Origin of the sequence: Vibrio sp. D54, from assembly GCF_021728075.1 — a bacterium.
Classification (GTDB): domain Bacteria; phylum Pseudomonadota; class Gammaproteobacteria; order Enterobacterales; family Vibrionaceae; genus Vibrio; species Vibrio alginolyticus.
The window spans coordinates 380,600-405,483 of record NZ_JAKKCS010000004.1 but is presented as its reverse complement, the minus strand read 5'-3'; the positions used below and the strand labels follow the sequence as shown (position 1 = coordinate 405,483).

Below are 24,884 nucleotides of genomic sequence, written 5' to 3'. Positions count from 1 at the left end.
TATAATTGAGGGCCGGTCTATTGCTGAAAGCCATATTGAGCAAAAACGCGTGCGGCTTCGTTCGATTTTAGGTATTGGAAGAACTGCTGCGACTCAGTAGAATCATTCACAATTGCAGCCGGGTAAACAATAGCCGCATGCGTATCACTCGCAAATTCGCCGACAATTTTGACTTTATCAGTTAACTGAGCATCGGTTTTGTAGACCACACCTAAAGGCGCTTCTCCACGTTCAACCAACGCCAAAGCTAAGCGCACGTTCTTTGCTGGTGCGACGTGAGTTTGAACCGCTTTCCATACACCCAGTGTAGTCAATGACTCTTTCGCGTACATACCAGCAGGTACTGATGTCGGATTGCCTAACGCAAGACGATTTCCATGCAATGCCTTCTCCCATGCCTTTGCATCAGAAAAGTTAAATGAGGTTAATTCTGAAGACTGAGGAGCAATCAACACTAAGCTATTGCGCACTAGATTTGTGACATTGTCACGATAAATGACGTCTTTATCGACCAAATAATCCATCCATTTCGTGTTCGCAGAAATGAATACATCCGCTGGTGCGCCATTGATAATTTGTCGAGCGATAGAAGAAGAACCACCATAAACGGGAGTGATAGAAACGTCATACTTTTCTTCAAAGTTTTGCGCGATCTCATTAATCGCATTCGTCATAGAAGAGGCTGCATACACTTTTAGGTTCGTTGCTGCGTTTGCTGAAAATGAAATGCTTAATACTACCGTAAGGCAAGCATACTGTTTCCATGCTTTCATAGAGATACTCCAATACAAGGCAAGCGAAAGAACAGGTTATTTGAATATAAAGTTCAATCAGTTAATGGGCTATTTAAACAAAAAATCAAGGCGCATATGTTGTTCTATCGCATCTGCGATGCGATTAATGCCTTGATCCTTTAACTCTTCAAAGTCTTGTTGTTTGATTTGGGTGCCGCTTACCCATTCTGATACCAGGCTTAAGACATCTGCCTCGTCAAAGAACCCGTGAAGGTAGGTTCCCATGATTTGGCCACACTCGCTGATCGCCCCCTCCGCTTCACCGGAACTGAATGTAAGAGGTTGCAGGCCCCGTACTTCACTTCGCCCTACGTGGATTTCATAACCCTTTACATTGGCTGTTTTGCCGTTAAGAGAAAGCTGTGCTTGTGTGTTTGTAAGCTGTTTGCTGTTAGTTAGCGTCGTAGTGATATCAAGCAAGCCAAGTCCTTCGCTTTGACCTGGTTGGCCTTCGACGCCGTTTGGATCATCAATCAAGTTTCCAAGCATCTGGTAGCCGCCACAGATACCAATCACTTTTCCACCAAGACGAATATGACGCAAGATATCTTTATCCCACCCCTGGCTTCTTAAATAATCCAGATCGTCTCTGACCGATTTGGTCCCAGGCAAAATAACCAGGTCGGCTTTATCTATTTTTTCGCCTTTACCTACATAACGTAGATTGATGTCTGGATTCAATCGCAGCACATCAAAATCAGTATGATTACTAATCCGGGTTAAAACAGGCACAACAACATTCAGTTTTACCTCAGAGTGCAACTCTTGCTGTGCAGTGATCGCGTCTTCTGCTTCTAAATTCAAACCATGAAGAAAAGGAAGTACACCAAGTACAGGTTTACCTGTTTTTTCTTCTAGCCAATCGAGGCCCGATTGCAATAAACGAATATCACCTCGAAAACGGTTGATAACAAATCCTTTTACTCGCGCTTGTTCAGATTCAGAAAGTAACGCAAGTGTTCCGTACAAATGTGCAAACACTCCACCACGATCAATATCAGCGACAATGATCACTGGTACATCAGCGGCCTCAGCAAAACCCATGTTTGCAATATCGCCTTCTCGTAAATTGATTTCAGCAGGACTCCCCGCGCCCTCGATAATGATCGAATCAGATTCTTGAGTCAGACGAGAGAAGGAATCTAACACCGTGTCCATCGCCACTTTCTTGTAATCATGAAAGCCAGCCGCATCCATATTGGAAATCGCCTTACCCTGCAAAATGATTTGAGCACCTGTATCACTGTTAGGTTTAATTAAAACCGGATTCATATGTACAGTTGGCTCAATGTTACACGCCTGTGCCTGAACGGCCTGTGCTCGACCTATTTCACCGCCATCTTTGGTTACCGCACTATTTAGTGCCATGTTTTGTGGCTTAAATGGGGCAACATTTATCCCTTTTCGTGCTAATACACGGCATAAACCTGCCACAAGGACACTTTTTCCGGCATCCGAAGTGGTGCCTTGAACCATTAAAGATGGGATCGCTGATTTCATGAACATTTGTAAGGAATAGAGGAAGATGAACAATCATAACGTCATCGTCCCCACTTACTCAAGCAAATGAATAGAATATGAATGTTGAAATCATCATTGGTTCAAACAAGCCCTGCTTTAATGACCCCATCAAAACAAACCGATGAGGATGTAACATGAAAAAGAATACAATTATCGCAACAATCGCCGCCTTAGCTATTGCTCCTTCTATCGCGTTCGCGAAAGATAACGCTCAAAACCAATCAAACTTGCAGTTTAACGGTCCTGTCACTGTGGAAAAATTGGATGCCTTGCTAAACGACTCCAATATGTTTACTGAAAAAGATGTGGTCGTTGAAGGTAACTTATTGCGTCAAGTTCGCGCGGATAAGTTTGTCTTTAGCGATGGTTCCGGTGAAGTGATGGTCGAACTCGATGACGATATTCAGCTAAATACTCCGATTGATCACACGACTAAAGTCCGTCTGTTTGGCGAATTTGAAGGCGGGAACAAACCAGAGATTGAAGTCGAACAACTCGTGGTCATGTAAAACAAACCCCGATTGATGTGCATATCAACATGATGTAGTGACGATTACAGCTAAATAGTGACGGCAAGCACTTAAAATGATAGCTTTATCAATCTTGGTCTGCTTTTTGCAGACCATTTTTTTGTTCATTTTAATCATCTTGCCCGGAGACACCATGCTAGGTAAAGCTCTAAAGGTTGCAGCCTTTGGTTTGTGTGCTATTTTGCCACTTTCCGCACATGCAAATAATTTCAACTACAACACGATGGAATTTCGCATGGGCACTAGCCCTGGTACATTTGGTGGCGAGTTCAATACCTACTTTACAGAGAATACCCATTTCATTGCTCGCGCAGACAGTGAATTCAGCGGAGACTGGGACATTGCTGGTGGTATAGGCTTTAATGGGCCAGCAGGCCAATTTGCAGATATTTATGGCCAAATGTTGGTACACAACATTAAAGAGAACGGCAGTGATAAAGTGGGCGACGAGTGGCGCACGGAAGTGAATATTGGTACTCGTATTTGGTTTATGCAAAATGTTGAGCTACATGGCCGTATCGGCCAAATCATAGATAATGACGATTCGAATACCATTTACAATCTAGGCGCACGATTCCACTCAACTCAGCAACTATCGCTTGGTGCAGATTTTAAAAATAATGGTGTCTATGGCCAGCAAATTGTAATGTCTGCTCGTTTTGCATTTTAGTGGACATGACTATGACTACCAGGGCATCACAAGCAAGCATATGATTCAATAAAAATGGCCTCCAATTTTGGAGGCCATTTTTTGTTAATCACGAATTATTAGCTTGTAGCAGAAACTAGCTGTAATACATCAGTTTTTAGCGGTTTTTTTAGGTTTATCTTGCACATATTTTTTCGATACATCTACAACGGCGATATCTCTAAAAAAGCTTCGACCAAGCAAAATTGGAAACGTCATATGTCCGCGATCGGCTAACGTAAACTCTGTCTTTTCTTTGTGATCCCCAACGGTAATGTAGGCTTTTACCACCGCTCGTTTATCCACCTCTTCTGACGAAGACTGCTTAACTTTAGCCCAGCGCTCAACGGGTACTTTAAATTCTTTGGTGTCTTTGTCACCTAAATCTATCTTAAATTTAACCCAGTCTTTACCATCACGCTCAAACGGAACAATGTCAGTCGCACTAATTGATGATGTTGTCGCACCTGTATCGACTCTAGCCTTGAAAGTCTGGTCAATTTCAGGAACATAAACCCATTCTTCAGAACCAAGAATTAACATGCCATCGGGTGTTTTTGTGACCTTGACTGGCTTCTTAGGCTTTGGTTCCGGCTTTTTCTCAGGTTTCGCTTCTGGTTTGGGCTCCACCTCTGGCTTTGGATCTACATCAGGTTTCACTTCTGGCTCGACTTTAACGGGCTCTTCGACCTTTGGCGACTCTGGCTCAACAGGTTCCTGCGTCGTTTGAGTTGACGTACAAGCAATTAAACTGCCGCTCATCATAAGCGGCAGAATCAGTTTCCAGTTTTTCATCCACACTCCAATTAAGCTTGAGATACTTTCTTAATTGCGTCCGCTACGTATGGAATATGAGTTTCGGTAAGTCCGGCAATGTTAATTCGACCATCGCCAACACCATAAATGCCATAATCTTCACGCAGTTGCGCCATTTGGTTTCCACTAAAGCCTAGCACAGTAAACATGCCTTTGTGACCCTCAATGAAATCAAATTGATCTGTATTATGGTTGTTTCTCAACTCGTTACACAAACTTTGACGAAGGCTAACCAAACGATGTTGCATTTCACTCAATTCTTGCTTCCAAACGGAAGTGAGCTTGTCATCTTGCAGAATGGTCTTGACTAAAGCTGCACCATGGTCGGGTGGCATCGTGTAAGTCGAGCGAGCTAGAGTGAGGAGTTTACCTTTTGCATTGGTTACATCATGCATGTTCTTACCAACCACAATCGCTGCACCAGTTCGTTCACGGTACAAACCAAAGTTCTTCGAACATGAAGTAGTAATCAACATCTCTTCAACGTTATCTGCCATAAAACGAAGACCTTTTGCGTCTTCTTCTAGGCCATCACCGAAGCCTTGGTAGGCAATGTCCACAAATGGGATGAAACCGTTCTTCTGCGACAATTCTGTAATGGCTTGCCAAGCAGAGAAGTCAATATCTGCACCAGTTGGGTTGTGGCAACAACCATGAAGAAGTACCACATCTGAAGGCCCAGCTTTCGCAAGATCATCCATCATTTTTGCGGTGTCTACTTGTTTCGTTTCCGAAGAGAAATAGTGGTAGAACTTAACTTTAAGGCCTGCTGCTTCCATCACGGGCTTGTGGTTTACGTAGCTTGGGTTGGAAATCCAAACCGTCGTATCTGGCTGTGCGATCTTCATTAGATCACCGAGCATACGCAGCGCACCACTTGCACCTGGCGTTTGAATAGCTGCAACACGATCCATTGCAGACGTTCCCGTCAGCAGCAAATCGATCATGCTTTTATTAAATTCTTCGCAACCCGCAAGACCAACATAAGACTTGGTTTTTTGAGTTTCAACAACGACATCCTGCGCCATTTGAATGGCTTTCATAATCGGCGTTTCGCCTGCGCTGTTTTTGTATACGCCAATGCCAAGGTCAACCTTGTTTGGACGTTCATCGTTACGGTATGCAACGGATAGAGATAAAATAGGATCTAATACGGGAGTTGGGAGATTAGAAAACATGAAAGTCATAACCCTTTGAAATTCAAGTACCGAACCTCACGTTAACACCATCGCAAAAAATGACGAAATGATTTTTCACTTATTTCATCAATTAGAGAACAAAATTCTGGATTGCGGTGAGTTTTGTGCGCTCTATCGTTCAGAAAAAGAACGATTCACTCCTCGTCGTACCAATCCACTCTACCGTTTTTTCTAAACTCTCTTGGTGTCATGGTCGACCACGCTTTAAAACGTGTACTAAAGTTAGCGCTGGTCGGATATCCGACTATTTCTCCAATATGCTGAATTGGCCATTCTGTTGAACGAAGTAACCTAGCAGCATATTCCATGCGCATACGCGTTAAATGTGCCATTGGGCTTCGACCAAACTGCTTTTGAGTCAGTCGATGCAAATGAGGCTCCGAACATGGATATAGAGCCGCCACCTGCTCAACGCTCCAATCCTTATGGAGCTGACGTTGGACAAGGTCAAATACACGCCGAAGCCTCAATTGGCTGCGTGATATCGACTCTGAGGGCGGCATGTTTAACATCAGCTCTAACTGAGCCACACTATGCTCACCTACCGCACCACCATAATCGATTGGAAGGTGAATGCTGCGTAGTAGTGTTTGGATACATGCATACATCACTTCAGGTGTAGATGAAAGCTGATAGCGAACATCACATTCTAATATCGGCCACTCTCTATCAGGAGCAAGAAAAAGCCACGCGATCTGCCAAGGTTCTTCTTCTATACCAAAACCGTTTTCAACACCTGCGGGTACTGTAATCAACGAGCCCGGTTCCAAATCGTATCGATAAGTCCCACTCTCTAGCCACCCTTTACCACGCACCGTATAGAGCAGCATGTGTTTCTTTTGGTTTTTACGATAAACAGAGAAGAAGTCACGACAAGTGGCAATGCCGCACTGCACAATGCCTCTCTCCTCAAGTGCTAATACTCGACTGTGATCAATAAACTCTTGATAAGTTTTTTCTGAAATCGCGTAGCGTTCTTGTTTATCTTCCATGATTTATTGGCTCACATGTGCGTTAGTAGAGAGTTTTACAAAGGTTTTGGATTCCTTTGAAAAATACACCGCCAAATCATGAGGATAAACTACTCGCATTAATCTTTAAGGAGAAATGCGATGCTCTTAACACGCGAATACATCGATAAAGCATTTTGGCAAAAGCTGATTACGATTGGCCTACCTGTTTCACTTCAGTCCATGCTTTTTGCTTTGCTCGGCGTCGTGGATATTTTCATGGTAAGCCTACTCGGAGAATCTGCAACGGCAGCAGTTGGAGTTGGAAATCGTATCTTTTTCTTCAACCTAGCGGTTGTCTTTGGCCTGTGCGGTGCAGTTACCGTACTTGCTTCTCAATACTACGGCTCAGGAAACCTAGCCGGAATTCGCAGAACGTTGGCGCAATCTTGGTTTATTTCCATTTTGGTGACGCTGCCGTTTATCGTTCTTTATGCGATTTTTGATGAAGAGATCGTCTCTTTTATGTCAGACGATCCTGAATACGTCACTTATGCACGTGATTATCTTGTGGTTACGGGCTTTAGCCTCATTGCTACGGCGATAGTAGTACCGATTGAAGCGGTATTGCGCTCCGTGGGCCAAACCAAACTGGCAACCAACGTTAGTATCTCCGCCATTGTCGTTAACGTCGCGCTTAATTATGTTTTGATTTTTGGTTTATTTGGTTTCCCTCAATGGGGCGTATTTGGTGCAGCCGTAGGTAGTTTTGTTTCTCGATTTTTCCAAACCGCCGTCTTGATTTATTTTTTCTACAAACGATATGCTTACCTAATTCCGACTAAGTTCGATTGGGTACAAGGCCGCTTAAAACAGTATCGAAAAAAGTACTTTAAGGTTTCTTTACCCATGTTGGTCCACGATGCGCTTTGGACTGGTGGATTGATCGTTTACAGCATCATCTATGGTCAATTGGGCGTTTCAGAACTGGCGATCATCTCATTCTTATCACCGATTGAAGGGGTACTGATTTCAACCTTTATGGGATTTGCGGTCGCTGCATCCGTTCTTCTTGGGAATGATATTGGTGCAAAACATTATGACCGAGTCGAGAAAACGGCGTGGTGGTATGTGTTAACCAGCGCAATCTTAGCCACCTTGCTGTTTTTCCTAGTGTGGTTGAGCTCGCCCATGATTCATCACCTATTGGTACTGAGCCCGTTAACCGATGCAGACATGGCACTTAACGTATGTTTAGTCATGGCGCTAGGTATGATTTTGAGGGTGTTTAACATGGTTGGGATTGGCGGCGTACTAAAGAGTGGCGCTGATATTCGCTATAGCATTTTCATCGACACGTTCGGTCAGTGGGCTATTGGCATCCCCCTTACTTATTACACAGGCATGGTGTTAGGGCTGCCTTTGCATTTTGTCTTGATGTCTCTGCTCGCGGAAGAGTTAGTGAAAGACGTACTGACGACTTACCGTATTCAATCTAAACGTTGGATAAATAATATGGTTGAAGATGACCAATCGGTGACAGCGTAACCAAAAAGACATTAACGAACTCACACCAAAAGGGCTCACCCGTTATGCACGCGTGAGCCCTTTTTATGTGCGGAGAATGCTTGATTAGATGTCCGTAAAGCGATGAATGATTTGGTTTGAACTGCCACGCCATTCGAGATTGAGGTCTTTCTTGTCTTGTTCAAACTTACCATCAATCAAAACATCGATGTATTGCACCACTTCCCTTTGCGCGTCATTCAGTTCCGTCAGCGTGTAGCCAGTCCAAACCCAAATGTCTTTACCTGGGCACTCCTCTCTCACCCTTTTCACTATCTTCAAAATATGAGGCACATTAGCAGGGTGAAGCGGATCTCCACCCGACAACGACAAGCCACGGCGTTTGATACGCGTGTCGTTTAAGTCAGCGATGATTTTGTCTTCCGCTTCTTGCGTGAAAAGTACACCAGAATCCAAACGTTGCGTCGACTGGTTATAACAGCCACGGCACTGATGCACACAACCCGACACAAACAGCGTGCAGCGCGTACCTGGTCCGTTAACAACGTCAATTGGATAGTATTGGTGGTAATTCATAATCGTGCCTTGTTTTGCTGGCTAGAAAAGAAAATCAACCCACGACAGGTTGATTTTCATTATTGGGTTTGAGCTTAAGTAAACCTTACAGGTGCTTAACTCGACGCTTCACTTCTTCTTGCTTACCGAAGTTAAACGGACGTGCATCTGGGCTGCCTAGGTAGCCACAAACACGACGTGTCACTGATACTTTAGTTGAGTCATGGTTACCACAACTTGGGCAAGTGAAGCCTTTACTTGTACAGTCAAACTCGCCGTTGTAGCCACACTCGTAACACTCATCAATTGGCGTGTTTGTACCGTAGTAAGGCACTCGGGTGTAACTGTAATCCCATACGTTTTCTAGTGCTTCAACGTTGCGTTGCATGTTCGGGAACTCGCCGTAGCAGATAAAGCCGCCACTTGAGATTTCTGGGTAAGGCATCTCAAAGTCGATCTTGTCGTACGGGTTCACCTTCTTCTCAACATCTAGGTGGAAGCTGTTGGTGTAGTAACCTTTGTCTGTTACGCCTTCAATTACGCCGAACTCTTTCGCATCGATGCGGCAGAAACGGCTACATAGGTTTTCACTTGGCGTTGCATATAAGCTGAAGCCATAACCTGTTTCATCAGCCCATTGATTCACAGCATCTTTTAGATGCTTGATGATCGCGACCGCTTTTTCACGCAAAACAGCGTCATCATAAACGTGCGCTTCTGTACCGAATAGCGCGTTAATTGTCTCGTGTACACCGATGTAACCAAGAGAAATAGACGCACGACCGTTCTTGAAGATATCTGCGATTGAGTCGTCTGCTTTCAAGCGAACACCACATGCGCCTTCCATGTATAGGATTGGGGCCACACGTGCTTTCACGTTTTCAAGGCGAGAGATACGTGTCTCTAGTGCTTTACGAGCAAGACGTAGGCGGTCATTTAGAAGCTCGTAGAATTTCTCTTCGCTTCCGTTTGCACGGATAGCGATACGAGGAAGATTCAAGCTCACGACGCCAAGGTTGTTACGACCTTCGTGAATCAGCTCACCGCTTTCTTCGTAAGTACCAAGGAAGCTACGGCAACCCATTGGCGTTTTGAATGAACCGGTTACTTCCACTACTTTGTCGTAGTTAAGAATGTCTGGGTACATACGCTTAGACGCACACTCAAGCGCAAGTTGCTTGATGTCGTAGTTTGGATCTTCTGATTTGTGGTTCAAACCATCTTTGATGCCGAATACAAGTTTAGGGAATACCGCTGTTTTACGGTTCTTGCCTAGACCTGCAATACGATTCTTCAGAATCGATTTCTGGATAAGGCGGGATGCCCAGCTTGTACCAAGACCAAAACCGAACGTAACGAATGGGGTTTGACCGTTCGCTGTATGCAGCGTGTTTACTTCGTATTCTAGAGATTGAAATGCGTCGTAACACTCTTTCTCAGTGCGCGCTTTTGCGAACTCTTCTGGCTCAGCAATGTTCCACTCTTTTGCAATCTCTAGGTGTTTCTCATAGCTTGTGATTACGTACGGTTCTAGAACCTCATCAATACGGTTGATGGTTGTACCGCCGTAAATGTGGCTCGCGACTTGAGCAATGATTTGCGCTGTTACCGCTGTTGCAGTCGAAATTGATTTTGGCGTATCAATCTCAGCGTTACCCATTTTAAAACCATGCGTCAGCATGCCTTTAAGATCGATAAGCATACAGTTAAACATTGGGAAGAACGGTGCGTAGTCTAAATCGTGGTAGTGAATGTCACCCACTTCGTGCGCTTGAACCACATCGCGAGGAAGAATGTGCGTCTTCGCGTAGTGTTTCGCTACGATACCAGCCAACAAGTCACGTTGAGTCGGAATTACTTTGCCGTCTTTGTTCGCGTTCTCGTTGATTAGATCCAGATTACTTTCTTCAATCAAACCTTCGATTTCGCGAGTTAGTGCACTTTGCTTCTCACGAGCGATGTCGCGATCGTGGCGATATTCAATGTAAGAACGCGCTAGGGCTTTGTAAGGACCTTGCATGAGTTCATTTTCGACTAAGTCTTGAATCTCATGGATGTGAACTTCATCGTGTTCTCTTAACTGTAACTCGACAGCAAGAGCCACATTAAGAGCATAAATAGCGACATCTTTATCTTTGTTTTCCGCTGCTGCTTCAACTGCTGCTTGGATACGATCCCTGTTGAACGGAGCTCTTGATCCGTCGCGTTTGATTACGATTGGTTTCACCTTGTTCTCCTTACCCGAGCATACTCACAGAGTTATCCACAAACACACTATATGGGGTTATTTTTTATTCTAGCAACACAATATATTGTGGCGTATTTAACGAGAAGCACCACTCGAAAACATTGATTTTGATCAATAAAGATTGGCTAGCGAACAAGAAGAAATCGATCTTATTGGCGTTGATCTCAGTTGCGAAGAAAACCATGAAAATTGCAAAATTGGTACTAAATCTACTTGCTATTTTTGGAGGTCTTGTAGGATAAAGGATGGAAAGGAATACGCTAAAAGATAGGAGTGCAACAGGCCAAAATGCGATCACTTTTTGTTACGTTAATATTACTTTTTAGTTCTCTTTCATTTGCTCAAAACTCCATCAATCTAACCAGTTGGAACATAGAATGGTTATCTATAGATGGTGGAAAAGTGTCGAGAACACCACAAGATTTTGAAAAACTGACCCACTATGTGGATAAAACACAAGCCGACATTCTTGCTTTTCAAGAAGTCGAAAGCGTCGCTGCAATGCAAAAAGCTGTTGGCAATGACTTCACTATCTATCTTTCCGATCGTTCAAACGCCTCCAACCGACACTTTCAGTTTAACGACACCAACCAATACACAGGCTTTGCCGTGCGCAATGGCGTAAGCGTATTAGACAAGCCAGACTTCTCTATCACACGAGGCAACAGCAAGCTTCGCTTCGCGAGCTACCTTGTTTTAAATCCAAACCAAGAAAACGAGACTCACCTACTCTCTGTACATCTGAAAGCGGGTTGCAGTGGCGCGTATCGTAATAACCGCGATTGTAAGATAGTGAAACAACAAGGACAGGCACTAGCTAAGTGGATAAAGGCGCGCGAGGACAACAAACAACATTATGTCGTGCTTGGCGACTTTAACCACAACTTGGGTTATCAAGGAGATTGGTTGTGGGACGTGATATCGGACAATACTAGTGCAAAGCTAGTGACTAAAGACACTAAAGCGGAATGTAAAGTGCGCTCTAATCGTAATCCGAATAAAACCCACCAATTCCGCTCGGTGATAGACCACATCATTGCGAGTGGTGATTTAAAGGCGTCGTCTGGTGTTCAAACCGTTTTCAAAACACAAGATGTACTCGACTATAAACTGAGTGACCATTGCCCGGTTTCTACGACACTCACTTTTTAGCGTTTAAGTACTCTTTTTAACGTTGAAGTACTTTCTTTATTGACGAACCACTCTTTTAGCGGTGAATGAACCAACCAACATTGCCGCTATAAAGAGCAGAACTTGTGTGTTGCCAGTAAAAAGGCTGGCAACCGCAGGACCAGGACACACACCCAGTAAGCCCCAACCAATACCAAACAGTGCTGCACCACCGACTAACTTTTTGTCTATCGTTTTAGAAGTCGGACAGACAACCTCATCACCAAACACAGATTCGCTTCTTGGCTTTATTAATAAAAGATAAGCAGGAACGAACACAACAAGTGCTCCGCCCATAACGAAGGCTAAGCTTGGGTCCCATGAACCGGTAATATCAAGAAAGCCGATCACTTTTGCCGGATCTGCCATACCAGAGACCACCATACCAATACCAAAGAGCACACCAGAAAATGCAACAACGGACATTTGCTTAATACTTTTCATTACGTGAGTTTTCATAACGACACTATTCCTCACGATACTAGCAAGACGGTTAACATGGCTGTGGCCATAAAAGTACACGTCGCGACCACAGAACGGATTGAGAAACGCCCTATCCCACAAATACCATGGCCACTAGTACAACCATTGCCGATACGCGTACCAACACCGACTAACAAGCCAGCAACGATAACTAAAATAAGAGAACCGCTGTACTGATCTGGTACATGCCCGCCAAGAACATAAACAGCAAACAAGCCACCTAATACCATCGCAATTAAAAAAACAATTCGCCAAACGCGGTCTGCGCTCTCAACGGCACCGTTTAAGATCCCACTGATCCCAGCAGTCTTGCCAGTAAATAGCATCAGTGTTATCGCTGATACGCCAACTATTATGCCGCCCAAAAGCGACATCCAAGGAACTTCAAACATAGCATCCGCCAAACTAATTACTTACAGAAAACTTGCTTAAACGCTTCAACCAGCGGACCAACTCTTTCATCAGAAATTGAATAAAATACCTGCTGAGAAACCTTCCTAGCTTTAATGATGTCGTGCTTTCTCAATACGGTGAGATGTTGTGAAAAAGCAGATTGGCTTAATGATGAACCTTCAAACAGTTCACCGACCCCTTTCTCGCCTTCAATCAGCTTACACATCACGATTAGGCGCTCTGGATGAGCCATAATTTTAAGCAGCTCACTCGCTTCGGTCGCACTTTGTAGCATACTGTCGCCCATTCTTATGCCTCTTCATTACTACATTTCATTAGATATTACTAATTAATATTATTAAGTCAATGCTAATGTAGATTAAATAACATTAGACTAAGCTAATTTATTTAAGTAAGGTGTAGGCGTTTTCGATCATTCAGCAGGAGAAATCCATGAGCAAAATCGTGATTATTGGTGGGGTTGCTGGAGGTGCATCTGCAGCAGCTCGCGCTCGTCGTTTAAGTGAAGATGCAGAAATCATTATGTTTGAACGCGGTCCATTTGTGTCATTTGCAAACTGTGGCTTACCCTATCACATTGGTGGTGATATCCAAGAGCGCAGCAAACTGCTTCTTCAAACGCCTGAGAGCTTTTTAGCGCGTTTCAATGTTGATGTCCGTGTGATGAACGAAGTGGTTTCAATTAACCGCCAAGATAAAACGGTTACGGTTAAGAATTTGCTTGATGGCTCGGAATACCAAGAGAGCTACGACTTTCTTCTACTCAGCCCTGGCGCAGGTCCAGTTGTGCCGCCTATTCCGGGTATTGATAACCCGTTAACGCACTCGCTGCGCAATATTCCAGATATGGATCGCATCATTAAAACGATCGAAACCAACAAAGTTGAACACGCTACGGTCGTTGGTGGTGGTTTTATCGGTTTGGAAATGATGGAAGCCTTCCACCAGCTAGGCATAAAAACCACATTAGTTGAAATGGCGGATCAAGTGATGACGCCCGTTGACCGTGAAATGGCTGGCCTCGCACATGCTGAAATTCGTGAGAAAGGCATCGACCTTAAACTTGGCGTCGCACTTGAGTCGGTGAAATTCGTACCTAACGAGCACGTGGCAAGTTTCGACTCTGGTGAGAGCGAAAAACACCAACATCTAGAAGGTGAATTGGAATTAACACTAAACAACGGTGAAAGACTCACCACCGATATTTTGATTATGGCAATTGGTGTTCGCCCCGAGACCAAATTAGCGAAAGAAGCTGGCTTAGAAATCGGCGCTCTTGGTGGTATTTATACCAATGAATACATGCAAACCAGCGATCCTTCGATCTACGCTGTCGGCGACGCGGTAGAAGAGAAAGACTTTGTGACTGGCGAGCAAACTCTAGTGCCACTTGCGGGCCCGGCAAACCGTCAAGGCCGAATGGCAGCAGACAACATGCTTGGCCGCCAAGAAACTTACCAAGGTACGCAAGGCACGGCGATCTGTAAGATTTTTGATTTAGCCGTCGCTTCTACTGGTAAAAACGAGAAACAGCTGAAACGTGAAAACATCGCTTATGAAAAAGTGTATGTGCATACAGCAAGTCACGCGAGTTACTACCCAGGTGCAGAAACCGTGTCATTCAAAATGCTGTTTGATCCAGTAACAGGTAAAATATTAGGTGCGCAAGCAGTAGGTAAAGACGGTGTTGATAAACGTATCGACGTAATGGCAGTTGCTCAGCGTGCTGGTATGACGGTAGAACAACTGCAACACCTTGAGCTAACTTACGCGCCACCTTATGGCTCTGCTAAAGATGTAATTAACCAAGCGGCGTTTGTGGCAAATAACATCATCAAAGGCGATGCGACCGCGATTCATTATGATGAAATGGATTCACTGACAGAAGACCAACTGTTACTTGATGTTCGTAATCCTGGTGAATTGGAGTCCGTTGGTTATCTTGAAGGTGCAATTAATATTCCTGTCGATCAACTACGTCGTCGCATGCACGAACTTCCTAAAGACAAAGAGATCGTGATTTACTGTCAAGTAGGGTTACGCGGTAACGTAGCATACCGTCAGCTGGTCAACAATGGTTACAAAGCTCGCAACTTGATTGGTGGATACAGAACTCTCAAATTTGCTCGCTTATAACTTGATAATAAAAAAGAGAAAACCACGTGCTTGGTTTTCTCTTTTTTTGCAGGAAAGAAAGCGTAGATCATTCACCGTCAATTGCCAAACGGACTGCTGCTTGAGCATGGATAGAAGTGGTATCAAGTAGTGTAACCTCGGTGTGACTTTGGTTTACAAGTAAGGCAATTTCAGTGCACCCGAGAATCACAGCTTCAGCTCCGTGCTCTTTTAGTTTTTCAATAATTTGCAAGTATATCGTCCTTGACTCCTCTTTGATTTCACCTTGGCATAACTCTTTATAAATAATGTTATGTACTTTAGAGCGGTCGTCTTGATCGGGAATGACGACATCAAGCCCATAACGGTCGGAAAGCCTTCCTTTATAAAAGTCTTGCTCCATTGTGAATTGAGTACCAAGGAGTCCGACCTTTTGAACCCCTTTCTCACGAAGTAACTCAGCAGTCGCGTCTGCGATATGTAGTATGGGGATATTAATACTGGCTTCAATTTGAGGCGCAACTTTGTGCATTGTGTTAGTACAAATAAGAATGAAGTCAGCGCCCCCTTTTTCTATTAAAGATGCAGCATCAGATAGAATGCTTGCCGTTTCTTCCCATTTACCTTGATGTTGAAGTTTCTCTATCTCCGAAAAATTCACGCTATACATACAAATTTTTGCGGAATTTAGGCCGCCTAACGCCTCTTTGACTCCTTCGTTGATCAATTTGTAATAACTAAGCGTCGACTCCCAGCTCATACCACCTAGAAGACCGATAGTTTTCATATAACTCTCCAATCGTTATACACCACCGTGCCAGGGGTGTTTTTACAAAAAAAAAATCAGCCACTTAAATAAGCAGCATTCAAGCGTCTTCACTATTGAGCATTGGGTAACACGAAAATAAAATCATTCCCACAAGGACCGCTACGCGATTCTCATATATCCTCGCAATATCGTTACTGCATTTCCAGAAAGCTTAACGTGCTCAGTGCTTGACAACTCTGTATGGACGACCCCACTTCTCTTGGAGGCTTGGAAGCCTTTCAGTTGCTTTTTGTTGAGCTCTTTAGCCCAGTAAACACATAAAGCGCAATGTGCAGAGCCTGTAACTGGGTCCTCATTAACACCTACCCAAGGCGCGAAGTATCGAGAGACAAAATCGGCGTCAGTGCTTGATTGAGCAGTGATGACGACGCCACGGCCTTTTTGTTTAAGCAGCGCACCAAAATCAGGGTCGAGCTGTTCAAGCACAAATTCATCATTAATGACGACCAACTGCTTATTATCAAACTGACCGTAGGCGACTACATTGGCGGCATCTAGCCCCAAACCATGAAGTAAGTCTTTGTTAATACTAGCTCGCATATCTAAAGTTGGAGCAGGAAACACCAAATGAATTTCTTTATGATCGAGTTGTGCAGTTAAAACCCCAGATAGCGTAACGAACTCAATCGTATCTCCAGTATTATATAACCCCTGCTCTTTCAGAACGTGCGCCGTTGCAAGTGTGCCGTGTCCACACAAAGCAACTTCCGTCCTCGGTGTAAACCAACGAAGTTGCATTGTACTGAGTGACAGAAATGCCGTTTCAGATAACGACATCTCGGCCGCGATGGCCAACATCGTTTCCTCATCAAGGCTTGACTCTGTGATACAAACACCCGCGGGATTACCTTTGAAAACCTCTGATGTAAACGAGTCAACCTGAAAAATTTTAACTTCCACGAAATATCCTTAAGTTCTATCAAACACGTAATTCTGTATCACGTGATTTTTAATATCTGTTGTTTGAGCGAAAAAAACCTATGAAATTTTCTACCAACCTTATAGGTCTTGTTGGAAGCGCTAACAAACAGGAGAATGTAGTTAATTATGCAAAACGTAAAAAGCCATCATCAATGTGACTCAATTGGATATCTTATCGGAGTTTTCGGCGTTTCTTTAGTTCTAATATGGATTGGTATTTATAAATTCACACCTACAGAGGCCAAGCTTATACAACCGCTCGTTGAAAATCATTTTCTGATGAGTTGGTTGTATGATGTGATGTCAGTTCAAGCCGTATCAAACATCATTGGCGCAACAGAAATCATTGTCGCTATTGGATTAATCGTTGGCCTTAAAAACACACGAGTCGCTTATTTTTCTGGCATAGCCGCCGCAATTATTTTTCTTGCGACACTCAGCTTTCTAATTACGACACCGAATACATGGAAAGTGTCTGATGGGGTTTTGGTGACAAACTTCTTTTTAGTAAAAGATATTCTATTTTTAGCCATTGCGATTAGCGTCATCGAACGAAACAAGCCAAACAGAGAATAACTCTAAATAGTTCGAAATCTTGTTTTTCCAGAACGTAGCCTGAAAGGTGCAAACGACTTACAGGTCGAATGGTTCTGTCAATAACTCTAAACAAAGGCTCTTAAATTTAGAGTGTTTAAGAGTCTTTGCCTCTTAATTATGCGAAACAACATCCTAGCGTAAAGTGAAAAGAAAAGCCTTTCACTCTACTGCTAAGGTTTATTGATACTTTGCCGAAGTAATGAACTCACCGAATGTCTCGCACCATACAACAACCGTATTGTATTCAGAAATTGAAGTGCTTTGAGGAACCTCAACAACGAAGTTATCGAACGTTTTGACATCACCAATTAAGCTCATCTCAGATTTAAGGTCATTAAACTCTTGTTCCGTTTCGACAAACTTAGGAGATAGATAGAGTTTATAGTCTGGTCCGGGAGCGAGTTTTCCTACCAACGTAATGACTTCAGAACTCAAATGAATTTCTCCCTCTCCCCAATGAAAAGCGTCGCTACCTTTGAGTTCCCTCTTAAACACTGCGCTGTATTCTGCGCCTTGCTTGCTCTTAGCAACTTGCTCATCGGTCGGCGCAGGTGGTGCAATAAGGATCGGTAAAGTATAGATACCTATCGCAATGCCAATAGAAACTGCCACTAAGTGACTGATTGTTAATTTAATTATATTTTTCAAGGTCATAAGCATCTTCTTATTAGTTTTACTACTTGAAATTAGATTCAAATCGGCCTTATCTGTCTATTATCGAGCAGCATAATGTCATTAACATTATACACAAGCTATGCGCACTAAATGCAGACTGAGCGCAATTAAAAACGGCTGATAATTAATATCAGCCGTTTGCTTATCGGAAATGTCGTTGTGCCGGTTTGGTCACTATTCCGCTTCCACCAAAGCGATCTTATCGGATGTCGATTTTTCCAATTTTATCGCAATAAACTTAGAGGTTGGCGTAAACGTTCTATCCCCATAACTGTCCAAAGGAACTAATGGGTTTGTTTCTGGATAGTAAGCCGCCGCCTGACCTGCTGGTACATCGTAGGCAACAAGCGTAAATCCGCTCACACGGCGCTCAACGCCATCTTCCCACAATGACACCATGTCCACTTTGTCGCCCGGTTCAAAACCGAGTTTACGAATATCCGCTTCATTGATAAACAGCACTTCGCGCATACCAAATACTCCACGATAACGGTCATTCAAGCCGTAAAGTGTCGTATTGTATTGGTCGTGTGAGCGCATGGTTTGCAAGATCAAATCTGGCTTTTGGCCTTTTTCGAGTATCGCTTCGCTGATCAACTGCTTCGGCAACTCGCTAGAGCTGAACTGTGCTTTGCCGCTTGGTGTATTCCATCGACGCTCGGCAGCTGGGTTTACCAAGTGGAATCCACCCGGTTGTTTAAGCTTATGGTTAAAGTCGGTAAAGCCCGAAATCGTGTCGGCAATCAAATCGCGAATACGGTCGTAATCTTCAATCGCCCACAACCAATCAATTGGTTTTGCCCCGAGTGTAGCATTGGCAATACCGGCAATAATCGCTGGTTCTGAACGCAAATGCTCCGAACGCGGTTTTAGCTGACCAAATGAGATATGTACCATGCTGAAGGTATCTTCAACCGTCACGCCTTGTGGGCCAGTCGCTTGCTGATCAATCTCAGTACGGCCTAAGCATGGAAGAATAAGCGCATCTTTACCTGTGACAAGGTGAGAACGATTTAACTTCGTCGAAATGTGTACGGTTAAATTACAGTTTCGCATCGCGTTGTGCGTACGTTCTGTGTCTGGCGTTGCTTGTGCAAAGTTACCGCCCAAACCGATAAATACTTTCGCTTGCCCTTCTTCCATCGCTTTAATGGCTTGCACAGTGTTGTGGCCTTCACCACGCGGGACGTCAAAGTTAAATCGACTTTCAATGCGATCCAACAACAGATCTGAAGGTTTTTCATCAATGCCCATCGTACGGTCGCCCTGAACGTTACTGTGACCTCGCACTGGTGAAAGACCCGCGCCCGGCTTACCAATGTTACCCCGTAATATTTGCACGTTTGCGACTTCTTTAATGGTTGGCACAGAGTGACGATGCTGAGTCAACCCCATCGCCCAACACATGATCACACGTTCTGCACGTCGATACATGCTCGCCACCATCTCGATTTCACTTAAATCAAGACCCGATTGTTCCGCGATGTGTTCCCAAGAGGTTGCGTCCACTTCAGCCAAATACTTATCAATACCTGTTGTGTGTTGCTTGATGAATTCACGATCAAATACCGCTTTTCCACCGTTTTGCAATGCCTCGCGTTCCCATTGCAACAAGAATTTCGCGATGCCACGAAATACTGCCATGTCTCCGCCCAAAGCAGGACGCAGGTACGCCGTGTTTGTAGGCTCTGAGCCGTTACTCAACATCTCAATCGGCATTTGTGGGTTTTGGAAACGCTCTAACCCACGCTCTTTCAGCGGGTTTAGACAGATAACCTGTGCACCACGTTTTACCGCTTCGCGCAGAGGTTCCAGCATTCGTGGGTGGTTCGTGCCCGGATTTTGACCAATCACGAAAATCGCATCAGCTTCTTCAAAATCATCAAAGATCACTGTGCCTTTACCAACACCAATGGTGTCTTTCATCCCTATTGCACTGGCTTCGTGACACATGTTGGAACAATCTGGAAAGTTATTGGTACCGAATGCGCGGACAAATAGCTGATACAAAAACGCCGCTTCGTTGCTTGCACGACCAGAGGTATAAAACTCCGCTTGGTGCGGTGAATCCAATTGATTGAGATGCTTCGCGACAAGTGCAAAAGCCTCATCCCAAGAGACTGGCACATAGTGATCGGATTCTGCATCGTATCGCATTGGGTGCGTGATACGGCCTTGGTATTCCAACCAGTAATCGGTTTGAGTTGAGAGAGAAGAAACGCTGTGATTGGCAAAAAACTCAGGATCAACCAGACGATTGGTCGCCTCCCAGTTTACCGCTTTCGCGCCATTCTCACAGAAACTGACTTTACCGCTATCTGGCGACTCACCCCATGCACATCCCGGGCAGTCGAAACCGCCATTTTGGTTGGTTTTGAGCATAGTGCGAATGTTTTTAACTGCATTTTCACTGCCCCACCAACTTCTGGTTACGGCTTTCAGTGCACCCCAACCACCAGCTGGACCTTTGTATGTTTTTATTTGTTCTTTTTGGCTCACGACTTTACTCCTCGCAGATATACCAGCAAGCAGGGTGCCCGTGAAAACAAGCGCGTTATTTATTGAGATAATGCGGAAGTATTGAAGGGCTTAGTTTCTAATCCATGTATTTTTTAATCCAAATAAGTAACCACTCAACATGCTCTCGCTTGTCCGAGTGTTTACTTATCTAGATTCTTGATATCGGATACCCGCCTACTGTTTCTAAGACTGGTAGATTCAATTCGCATTGTTGCGTCTTGATCTAAATCAAAGATTAAGTCGTTATTCAATATGCGTCCAATTGATAATCCTGACCGAGTGATAAACAAAATCTATGACGAATTTTTCCACTGACGGTCTTCACATTTTTAATCAATACAATTTATGAGGTTAATCGTTTTCCCATCCGATTCCACCTAGTTCGCTTAACAAACTCAATAAAATCGGCACTCTTGATAATAGATAATATCTATCACACTATAGATACTTTAAATTTGACCCTAATTAATATCAGGAATAGCCTTGATTCAGATCAATTTTGAGTGTGGTTTTATTCTTGACTTGGTTTTGGTTTTCCATTCCCCAGTTAAAACGCTCCAGCGCTTAAAAAGTACGGTAGTGCTGTGCCCTTTTTAGGGAGTTCCCCCCCGTACATGTGACTCACAACGCAAGGTTAACAAGCCATTATGGATATCAAACAACTTAAATATCTCATCGCACTTGAACAGACCAAACACTTTGGTCAAGCCGCCGCATTGTGCCACATTACGCAGCCTACCTTGTCCATGAGAATCCGGAGCTTAGAGGAAGAACTCGATCTCGAATTAATCCAAAGAAGTCAACGATTTGAAGGGTTTACTGAAGCAGGAGAACGCATTTTAGCTTGGGCGAAAACCGTCTTAGCCGCTCATGATGGATTGCAAGCCGAGGCTGCTAACTGCCGTGGTCAGTGGGTCGGTTCACTTCGGCTTGGAATGGTGCCACTCGCCAGCCAAAACCCGATGCAATTGCTCAAACCATTAGCTCACCAGTTCCCTGAGTTACGCTTTCAAATACTCTCCATGACGACCGAACAGATCATAGACCAACTCAATCGCAATCAGCTTGATTTGGGGATGTGTTATGTCGATCAAGTTAACACCGCTTACTTCGATGTTATCGAGCTCGACTCGACCAAACTTGGCGTTTTATTCGATGAGCGTCATTTTGATTTTGGCGAATCTGAAGTGTTGTGGGAGTCACTCAATAACATTCCGCTAGGGCTGCTTTCGAAGGGTATGCACTATCGCCACTCAATTGATCTTAGCTTTGTGAGTAAAGGGCTGGTTCCGCAAACCGTCATTGAAAGTAACTCCACCTTTCACTTGATCCAAGCAGTAACCAGTGGCCTTTGTTGCGCCATTATGCCGCTGAACTGTGGATTGGAAGAGTTGAACGATACGCTTCGCATTATCCCTATCGAAGAAGCCGCCGTTCACGCCCCGCTAGGTTTGTTAAAGCGAAAACAAGAACCCTTCTCCGCGCTAACCGATCAGTGCTTCGCAGAAGCAAAAAACATATTCAATCGATAACAACAACCCACATGTCAATTTTGGCATACATAACAGCTTATGAGGTGATTTCATGAGATGTACTACTCAATCTTATTTTGAACTGTCCGATTTCAATCAAGCACCACCTCAACCAAGTGCGTTCAATTACCGAGAATTGATTGATGGCCGCCCAGTGCAACAAATGTCGCTGGCGAGTGAATCCGCCTTAGCTATCAGCTACAACGGCATTAGCCAAGCGGTCATGATGGTGACGCCAGGCCATCTGGAAGACTTCGTGAAAGGATTTAGCCTAAGCACAGGCATCGTCCACGACTTCAAAGAGATCAAAGACATTGAAATTGGTGGCGATCACGAATCTCATTATGCGGAAGTAGAAATCAGCAACCGCGCTTTCTGGGCGCTAAAAACACAACGTCGGAATCTTGCCGGCACAACCGGATGCGGCATTTGTGGCGTCGAGGCTCTGGAACAAGCTTTGCCTGATTTAGCAACGCTAACACCGTCTCTTCCTCCGCGCTCCGATGTATTCGAAGGGCTGCGAGACAAAGTCGCACTGCATCAAGAAGCCGCACGTGAATCTGGCGCGTTACACGCCGCCTTATTTGCAGATTTACAAGGCAACATCAAGTTGTGCCGAGAGGACATCGGCCGTCACAACGCGCTAGATAAGTTGATTGGCGCATTGGCCAACAATCACATCGAACCTCAAAGTGGCTTCGCAATCATGACAAGCCGTTGCAGCTTAGAGTTGATCCACAAAGCCGTTCGCGCGCGTATCCCCACTCTGGTTTGCTTATCTGCACCTACAGCGTTAACTGTCGAATGGGCAAGAAGAAACCATTTGAACCTAATTCACTTACCAAAACACGGCTCGCCGCGTCTATACAGCCCTGCCCCTTAACACGTCAACCTAGCCGAATTCCTAATATTTCTAACAGAGACCTCTGGGTCTCTGTTGTTTGCTTCTCGTTCCCAGTTGATACTTAGCGACAAGCCACTATTCTCTCCAACCAAACGTGCTCACCCCTTGTCAGCACTAAGCTTGCGTATATTAACCTGCTTGCATTTGAACGCTTTCCAATCCGATAAGAACCCTGTCAAAAACCCATAAATTAGTAAGGATTTTGTGTGACTCTTTTCACGCTTTTCCGCCTTCCTAGGCATTTCTAGGAATTTTTCCTAGCCGATCTAGGCAACCATCTCATGTGCCTCACAAAACCACTCTCTAGAATTCCGCTCAGTCAAAGGTAACAAGAGCGCATAACGGTCGCCGTTGTGTTTCTAAAACAATTACAAGAGAGTTCATCATGTTAAAATTCCTCGAACAGGTGCGGAAGCCGACCCTCGATCTTCCTGTCGAAGTTAGAAGAAAGATGTGGTTTAAACCGTTCATCCAATCTTACTTGGTCGTATTCATCGGCTACCTAACCATGTACTTGATTCGTAAGAACTTCAATGTCGCGCAAAACGACATGATCTCAACTTACGGTTTGAGCATGACAGACCTAGGTCTTATTGGCCTTGGCTTCTCCATCACATACGGCATCGGTAAAACCGTTGTCTCTTACTACGCTGACGGTAAGAACACCAAGCAATTCCTCCCTTTTATGCTGATCCTTTCTGGTCTTGCAATGCTTGGTTTCAGCTTCAGCATGGGCGGCGGTAGCGCAAGCCTGTTCTTGATGGTGGCTTTCTACGCTCTGAGTGGTTTCTTCCAAAGTACTGGTGGCCCTTCTAGTTACTCAACCATTACAAAATGGACACCTCGTAACAAACGCGGCTCTTACCTAGGCTTGTGGAACATGTCACACAACGTTGGTGGTGCGGGCGCAGCGGGTGTTGCTCTTTTCGGTGCCAACTACCTATTCGACGGACACGTAATCGGCATGTTCGTGTTCCCTTCTATCATCGCGATCATCGTTGGTTTTATCGGTATGCGCTTTGGTAGCGACTCTCCAGAAGCTTACGGTCTAGGTAAAGTAGAAGAACTTTTCGATGAAGCAGTGAGTGAAGAAGACACCGCCGCTGAAGAAAACCAGATGACCAAAAAAGAAATCTTTGTTGAATACGTTCTTAAAAACAAAGTTATCTGGCTACTTTGCTTTGCCAACATCTTCCTTTACATCGTTCGTATCGGTATCGACCAATGGTCAACGGTATACGCGTACCAAGAACTTGGTCTGTCAAAAGAAACGGCAATCTCTGGCTTTACTCTATTCGAAGTCGGTGCGCTTGTGGGTACTTTGATGTGGGGTTACTTATCTGACTTAGCAAACGGTCGCCGCGCATTGGTTGCTTGTGTGTCTCTTGGTTTGATCATCGTATCGCTTGAGTTCTACCAACACGCCACTAGCGAGTTCATGTACTTAGCCTCTCTATTTGTATTGGGCTTCTTGGTGTTTGGTCCGCAACTTCTTATCGGTGTTGCCGCGGTTGGTTTTGTCCCTAAAAAAGCAATCAGTGTGGCTGACGGCGTAAAAGGTACATTCGCTTACCTAATCGGTGACAGCTTCGCGAAACTTGGTCTCGGTATGATTGCAGACGGTACACCTATCTTCGGCTTAACAGGTTGGAAAGGTACCTTCGCAGCCCTAGATACCTCCGCCATGATTTGTATTGTTTTGCTTGCTTTCGTCGCTATCGCGGAAGAGAAGAAGATTCGACACGCGAAGAAGCTTCAACTTGCACAAAACCAAGCCTAGCTTCTCTGCGCGCTTTACTTCGGTAAAGCGCGCAAGATCATTAAAAAGCATGGCTCAATTCAGTATCATTAAAGATTTTTCTATTGGCTCCTGTTGGAGCTTATTGTTGTTAGTCG

General features: G+C 44.4%; 23 protein-coding genes. 9 read left to right on the top strand and 14 right to left on the bottom strand.

Going from position 1 to position 24,884, the window contains the following annotated elements; genetic code table 11:
• Positions 1–17: 17 nt before the first annotated feature.
• Both modA and L3V37_RS08280 read right to left on the bottom strand, forming a co-directional pair.
• A complete protein-coding gene (gene modA, locus L3V37_RS08285) occupies positions 18–773 on the bottom strand; it encodes a molybdate ABC transporter substrate-binding protein (RefSeq protein ID WP_237306152.1) in 756 nt (251 codons plus the stop codon).
• A gap of 69 nt (positions 774–842) precedes the next feature.
• Positions 843–2,294, bottom strand: a complete 1,452-nt coding sequence (locus L3V37_RS08280; protein WP_237306151.1) for a cobyric acid synthase — start codon at positions 2,292–2,294, stop codon at positions 843–845.
• 155 nt (positions 2,295–2,449) lie between these two features.
• Between L3V37_RS08280 and L3V37_RS08275 the strand changes: the two genes are divergently transcribed.
• On the top strand, positions 2,450–2,824 hold the full coding sequence (locus tag L3V37_RS08275) for a YgiW/YdeI family stress tolerance OB fold protein (RefSeq protein WP_005376220.1): 375 nt from the start codon (positions 2,450–2,452) through the stop codon (positions 2,822–2,824).
• A 154-nt stretch (positions 2,825–2,978) separates the two neighbouring features.
• A complete protein-coding gene (locus tag L3V37_RS08270) occupies positions 2,979–3,515 on the top strand; it encodes a hypothetical protein (RefSeq protein WP_017634623.1) in 537 nt (178 codons plus the stop codon).
• A gap of 129 nt (positions 3,516–3,644) precedes the next feature.
• Here L3V37_RS08270 and L3V37_RS08265 read toward each other — a convergent pair whose 3' ends face one another.
• The 3 genes from L3V37_RS08265 to L3V37_RS08255 form a co-directional block, all read right to left on the bottom strand.
• Positions 3,645–4,328, bottom strand: coding sequence for an ATP-dependent zinc protease (locus L3V37_RS08265; protein WP_005388032.1), 684 nt, complete (start codon positions 4,326–4,328; stop codon positions 3,645–3,647).
• 11 nt (positions 4,329–4,339) lie between these two features.
• The gene (locus tag L3V37_RS08260; RefSeq protein ID WP_053303643.1) at positions 4,340–5,527 is read right to left on the bottom strand and encodes an amino acid aminotransferase; all 1,188 of its coding nucleotides are present in this window, start codon (positions 5,525–5,527) and stop codon (positions 4,340–4,342) included.
• Between the two features lie 155 nt (positions 5,528–5,682).
• The gene (locus L3V37_RS08255; RefSeq protein WP_005388028.1) at positions 5,683–6,540 is read right to left on the bottom strand and encodes an AraC family transcriptional regulator; all 858 of its coding nucleotides are present in this window, start codon (positions 6,538–6,540) and stop codon (positions 5,683–5,685) included.
• Positions 6,541–6,660: 120 nt separating this feature from the next.
• Here L3V37_RS08255 and L3V37_RS08250 point away from each other — a divergent pair, with 120 nt between their 5' ends.
• Positions 6,661–8,046: an MATE family efflux transporter gene (locus L3V37_RS08250; RefSeq protein ID WP_237306150.1), complete on the top strand. Its 1,386-nt coding sequence runs from the start codon at positions 6,661–6,663 to the stop codon at positions 8,044–8,046.
• Between the two features lie 84 nt (positions 8,047–8,130).
• On the opposite strand, the gene nrdG is transcribed toward L3V37_RS08250, so the two are convergent.
• Positions 8,131–8,601 (bottom strand): anaerobic ribonucleoside-triphosphate reductase-activating protein, encoded by a 471-nt coding sequence (nrdG, locus tag L3V37_RS08245; protein ID WP_005376213.1) that lies wholly within the window; start codon positions 8,599–8,601, stop codon positions 8,131–8,133.
• A gap of 85 nt (positions 8,602–8,686) precedes the next feature.
• On the bottom strand, positions 8,687–10,807 hold the full coding sequence (nrdD, locus tag L3V37_RS08240) for an anaerobic ribonucleoside-triphosphate reductase (protein WP_205391165.1): 2,121 nt from the start codon (positions 10,805–10,807) through the stop codon (positions 8,687–8,689).
• Positions 10,808–11,116: 309 nt separating this feature from the next.
• Between nrdD and L3V37_RS08235 the strand changes: the two genes are divergently transcribed.
• Entirely contained in the window at positions 11,117–11,980 is an 864-nt protein-coding gene (locus L3V37_RS08235) for an endonuclease/exonuclease/phosphatase family protein (RefSeq protein ID WP_237306149.1), read from the top strand.
• A gap of 36 nt (positions 11,981–12,016) precedes the next feature.
• Here the strand turns inward: L3V37_RS08235 and L3V37_RS08230 are convergent, their stop codons facing one another.
• From L3V37_RS08230 to L3V37_RS08220, 3 genes are read right to left on the bottom strand one after another with little or no spacing between them, the layout of a single operon-like run.
• The gene (locus tag L3V37_RS08230; protein WP_017820171.1) at positions 12,017–12,457 is read right to left on the bottom strand and encodes a YeeE/YedE family protein; all 441 of its coding nucleotides are present in this window, start codon (positions 12,455–12,457) and stop codon (positions 12,017–12,019) included.
• Between the two features lie 14 nt (positions 12,458–12,471).
• The gene (locus L3V37_RS08225; RefSeq protein ID WP_254901900.1) at positions 12,472–12,885 is read right to left on the bottom strand and encodes a YeeE/YedE family protein; all 414 of its coding nucleotides are present in this window, start codon (positions 12,883–12,885) and stop codon (positions 12,472–12,474) included.
• A gap of 5 nt (positions 12,886–12,890) precedes the next feature.
• A complete protein-coding gene (locus tag L3V37_RS08220; protein ID WP_005376206.1) occupies positions 12,891–13,181 on the bottom strand; it encodes a metalloregulator ArsR/SmtB family transcription factor in 291 nt (96 codons plus the stop codon).
• A gap of 146 nt (positions 13,182–13,327) precedes the next feature.
• On the opposite strand from L3V37_RS08220, the gene L3V37_RS08215 reads away from it, so the two are divergent.
• Positions 13,328–15,031: an FAD-dependent oxidoreductase gene (locus L3V37_RS08215; RefSeq protein ID WP_237306148.1), complete on the top strand. Its 1,704-nt coding sequence runs from the start codon at positions 13,328–13,330 to the stop codon at positions 15,029–15,031.
• Positions 15,032–15,098: 67 nt separating this feature from the next.
• Here L3V37_RS08215 and L3V37_RS08210 read toward each other — a convergent pair whose 3' ends face one another.
• Complete coding sequence (locus L3V37_RS08210; RefSeq protein WP_237306147.1) at positions 15,099–15,797, bottom strand: aspartate/glutamate racemase family protein; 699 nt, start codon at positions 15,795–15,797, stop codon at positions 15,099–15,101.
• Between the two features lie 141 nt (positions 15,798–15,938).
• Positions 15,939–16,739, bottom strand: a complete 801-nt coding sequence (locus tag L3V37_RS08205; RefSeq protein ID WP_237306145.1) for a PhzF family phenazine biosynthesis isomerase — start codon at positions 16,737–16,739, stop codon at positions 15,939–15,941.
• A 147-nt stretch (positions 16,740–16,886) separates the two neighbouring features.
• Between L3V37_RS08205 and L3V37_RS08200 the strand changes: the two genes are divergently transcribed.
• Entirely contained in the window at positions 16,887–17,336 is a 450-nt protein-coding gene (locus L3V37_RS08200) for a YkgB family protein (RefSeq protein WP_005376100.1), read from the top strand.
• A 198-nt stretch (positions 17,337–17,534) separates the two neighbouring features.
• Here the strand turns inward: L3V37_RS08200 and L3V37_RS08195 are convergent, their stop codons facing one another.
• Positions 17,535–18,011 carry a DM13 domain-containing protein gene (locus L3V37_RS08195; protein ID WP_005376099.1) on the bottom strand — a complete coding sequence of 159 codons (477 nt, stop codon included), beginning with the start codon at positions 18,009–18,011 and terminating at the stop codon, positions 17,535–17,537.
• A gap of 195 nt (positions 18,012–18,206) precedes the next feature.
• Positions 18,207–20,531 carry an FdhF/YdeP family oxidoreductase gene (locus L3V37_RS08190; protein WP_237306144.1) on the bottom strand — a complete coding sequence of 775 codons (2,325 nt, stop codon included), beginning with the start codon at positions 20,529–20,531 and terminating at the stop codon, positions 18,207–18,209.
• A 668-nt stretch (positions 20,532–21,199) separates the two neighbouring features.
• On the opposite strand from L3V37_RS08190, the gene L3V37_RS08185 reads away from it, so the two are divergent.
• The 3 genes from L3V37_RS08185 (at position 21,200) to uhpT (ending at position 24,768) form a co-directional block, all read left to right on the top strand.
• Positions 21,200–22,084: a LysR family transcriptional regulator gene (locus L3V37_RS08185; RefSeq protein WP_237306143.1), complete on the top strand. Its 885-nt coding sequence runs from the start codon at positions 21,200–21,202 to the stop codon at positions 22,082–22,084.
• Positions 22,085–22,136: 52 nt separating this feature from the next.
• On the top strand, positions 22,137–22,967 hold the full coding sequence (fdhD, locus tag L3V37_RS08180; RefSeq protein ID WP_237306142.1) for a formate dehydrogenase accessory sulfurtransferase FdhD: 831 nt from the start codon (positions 22,137–22,139) through the stop codon (positions 22,965–22,967).
• A 406-nt stretch (positions 22,968–23,373) separates the two neighbouring features.
• Entirely contained in the window at positions 23,374–24,768 is a 1,395-nt protein-coding gene (uhpT, locus tag L3V37_RS08175) for a hexose-6-phosphate:phosphate antiporter (RefSeq protein WP_021707729.1), read from the top strand.
• The last annotated feature ends 116 nt before the right edge of the window (positions 24,769–24,884 follow it).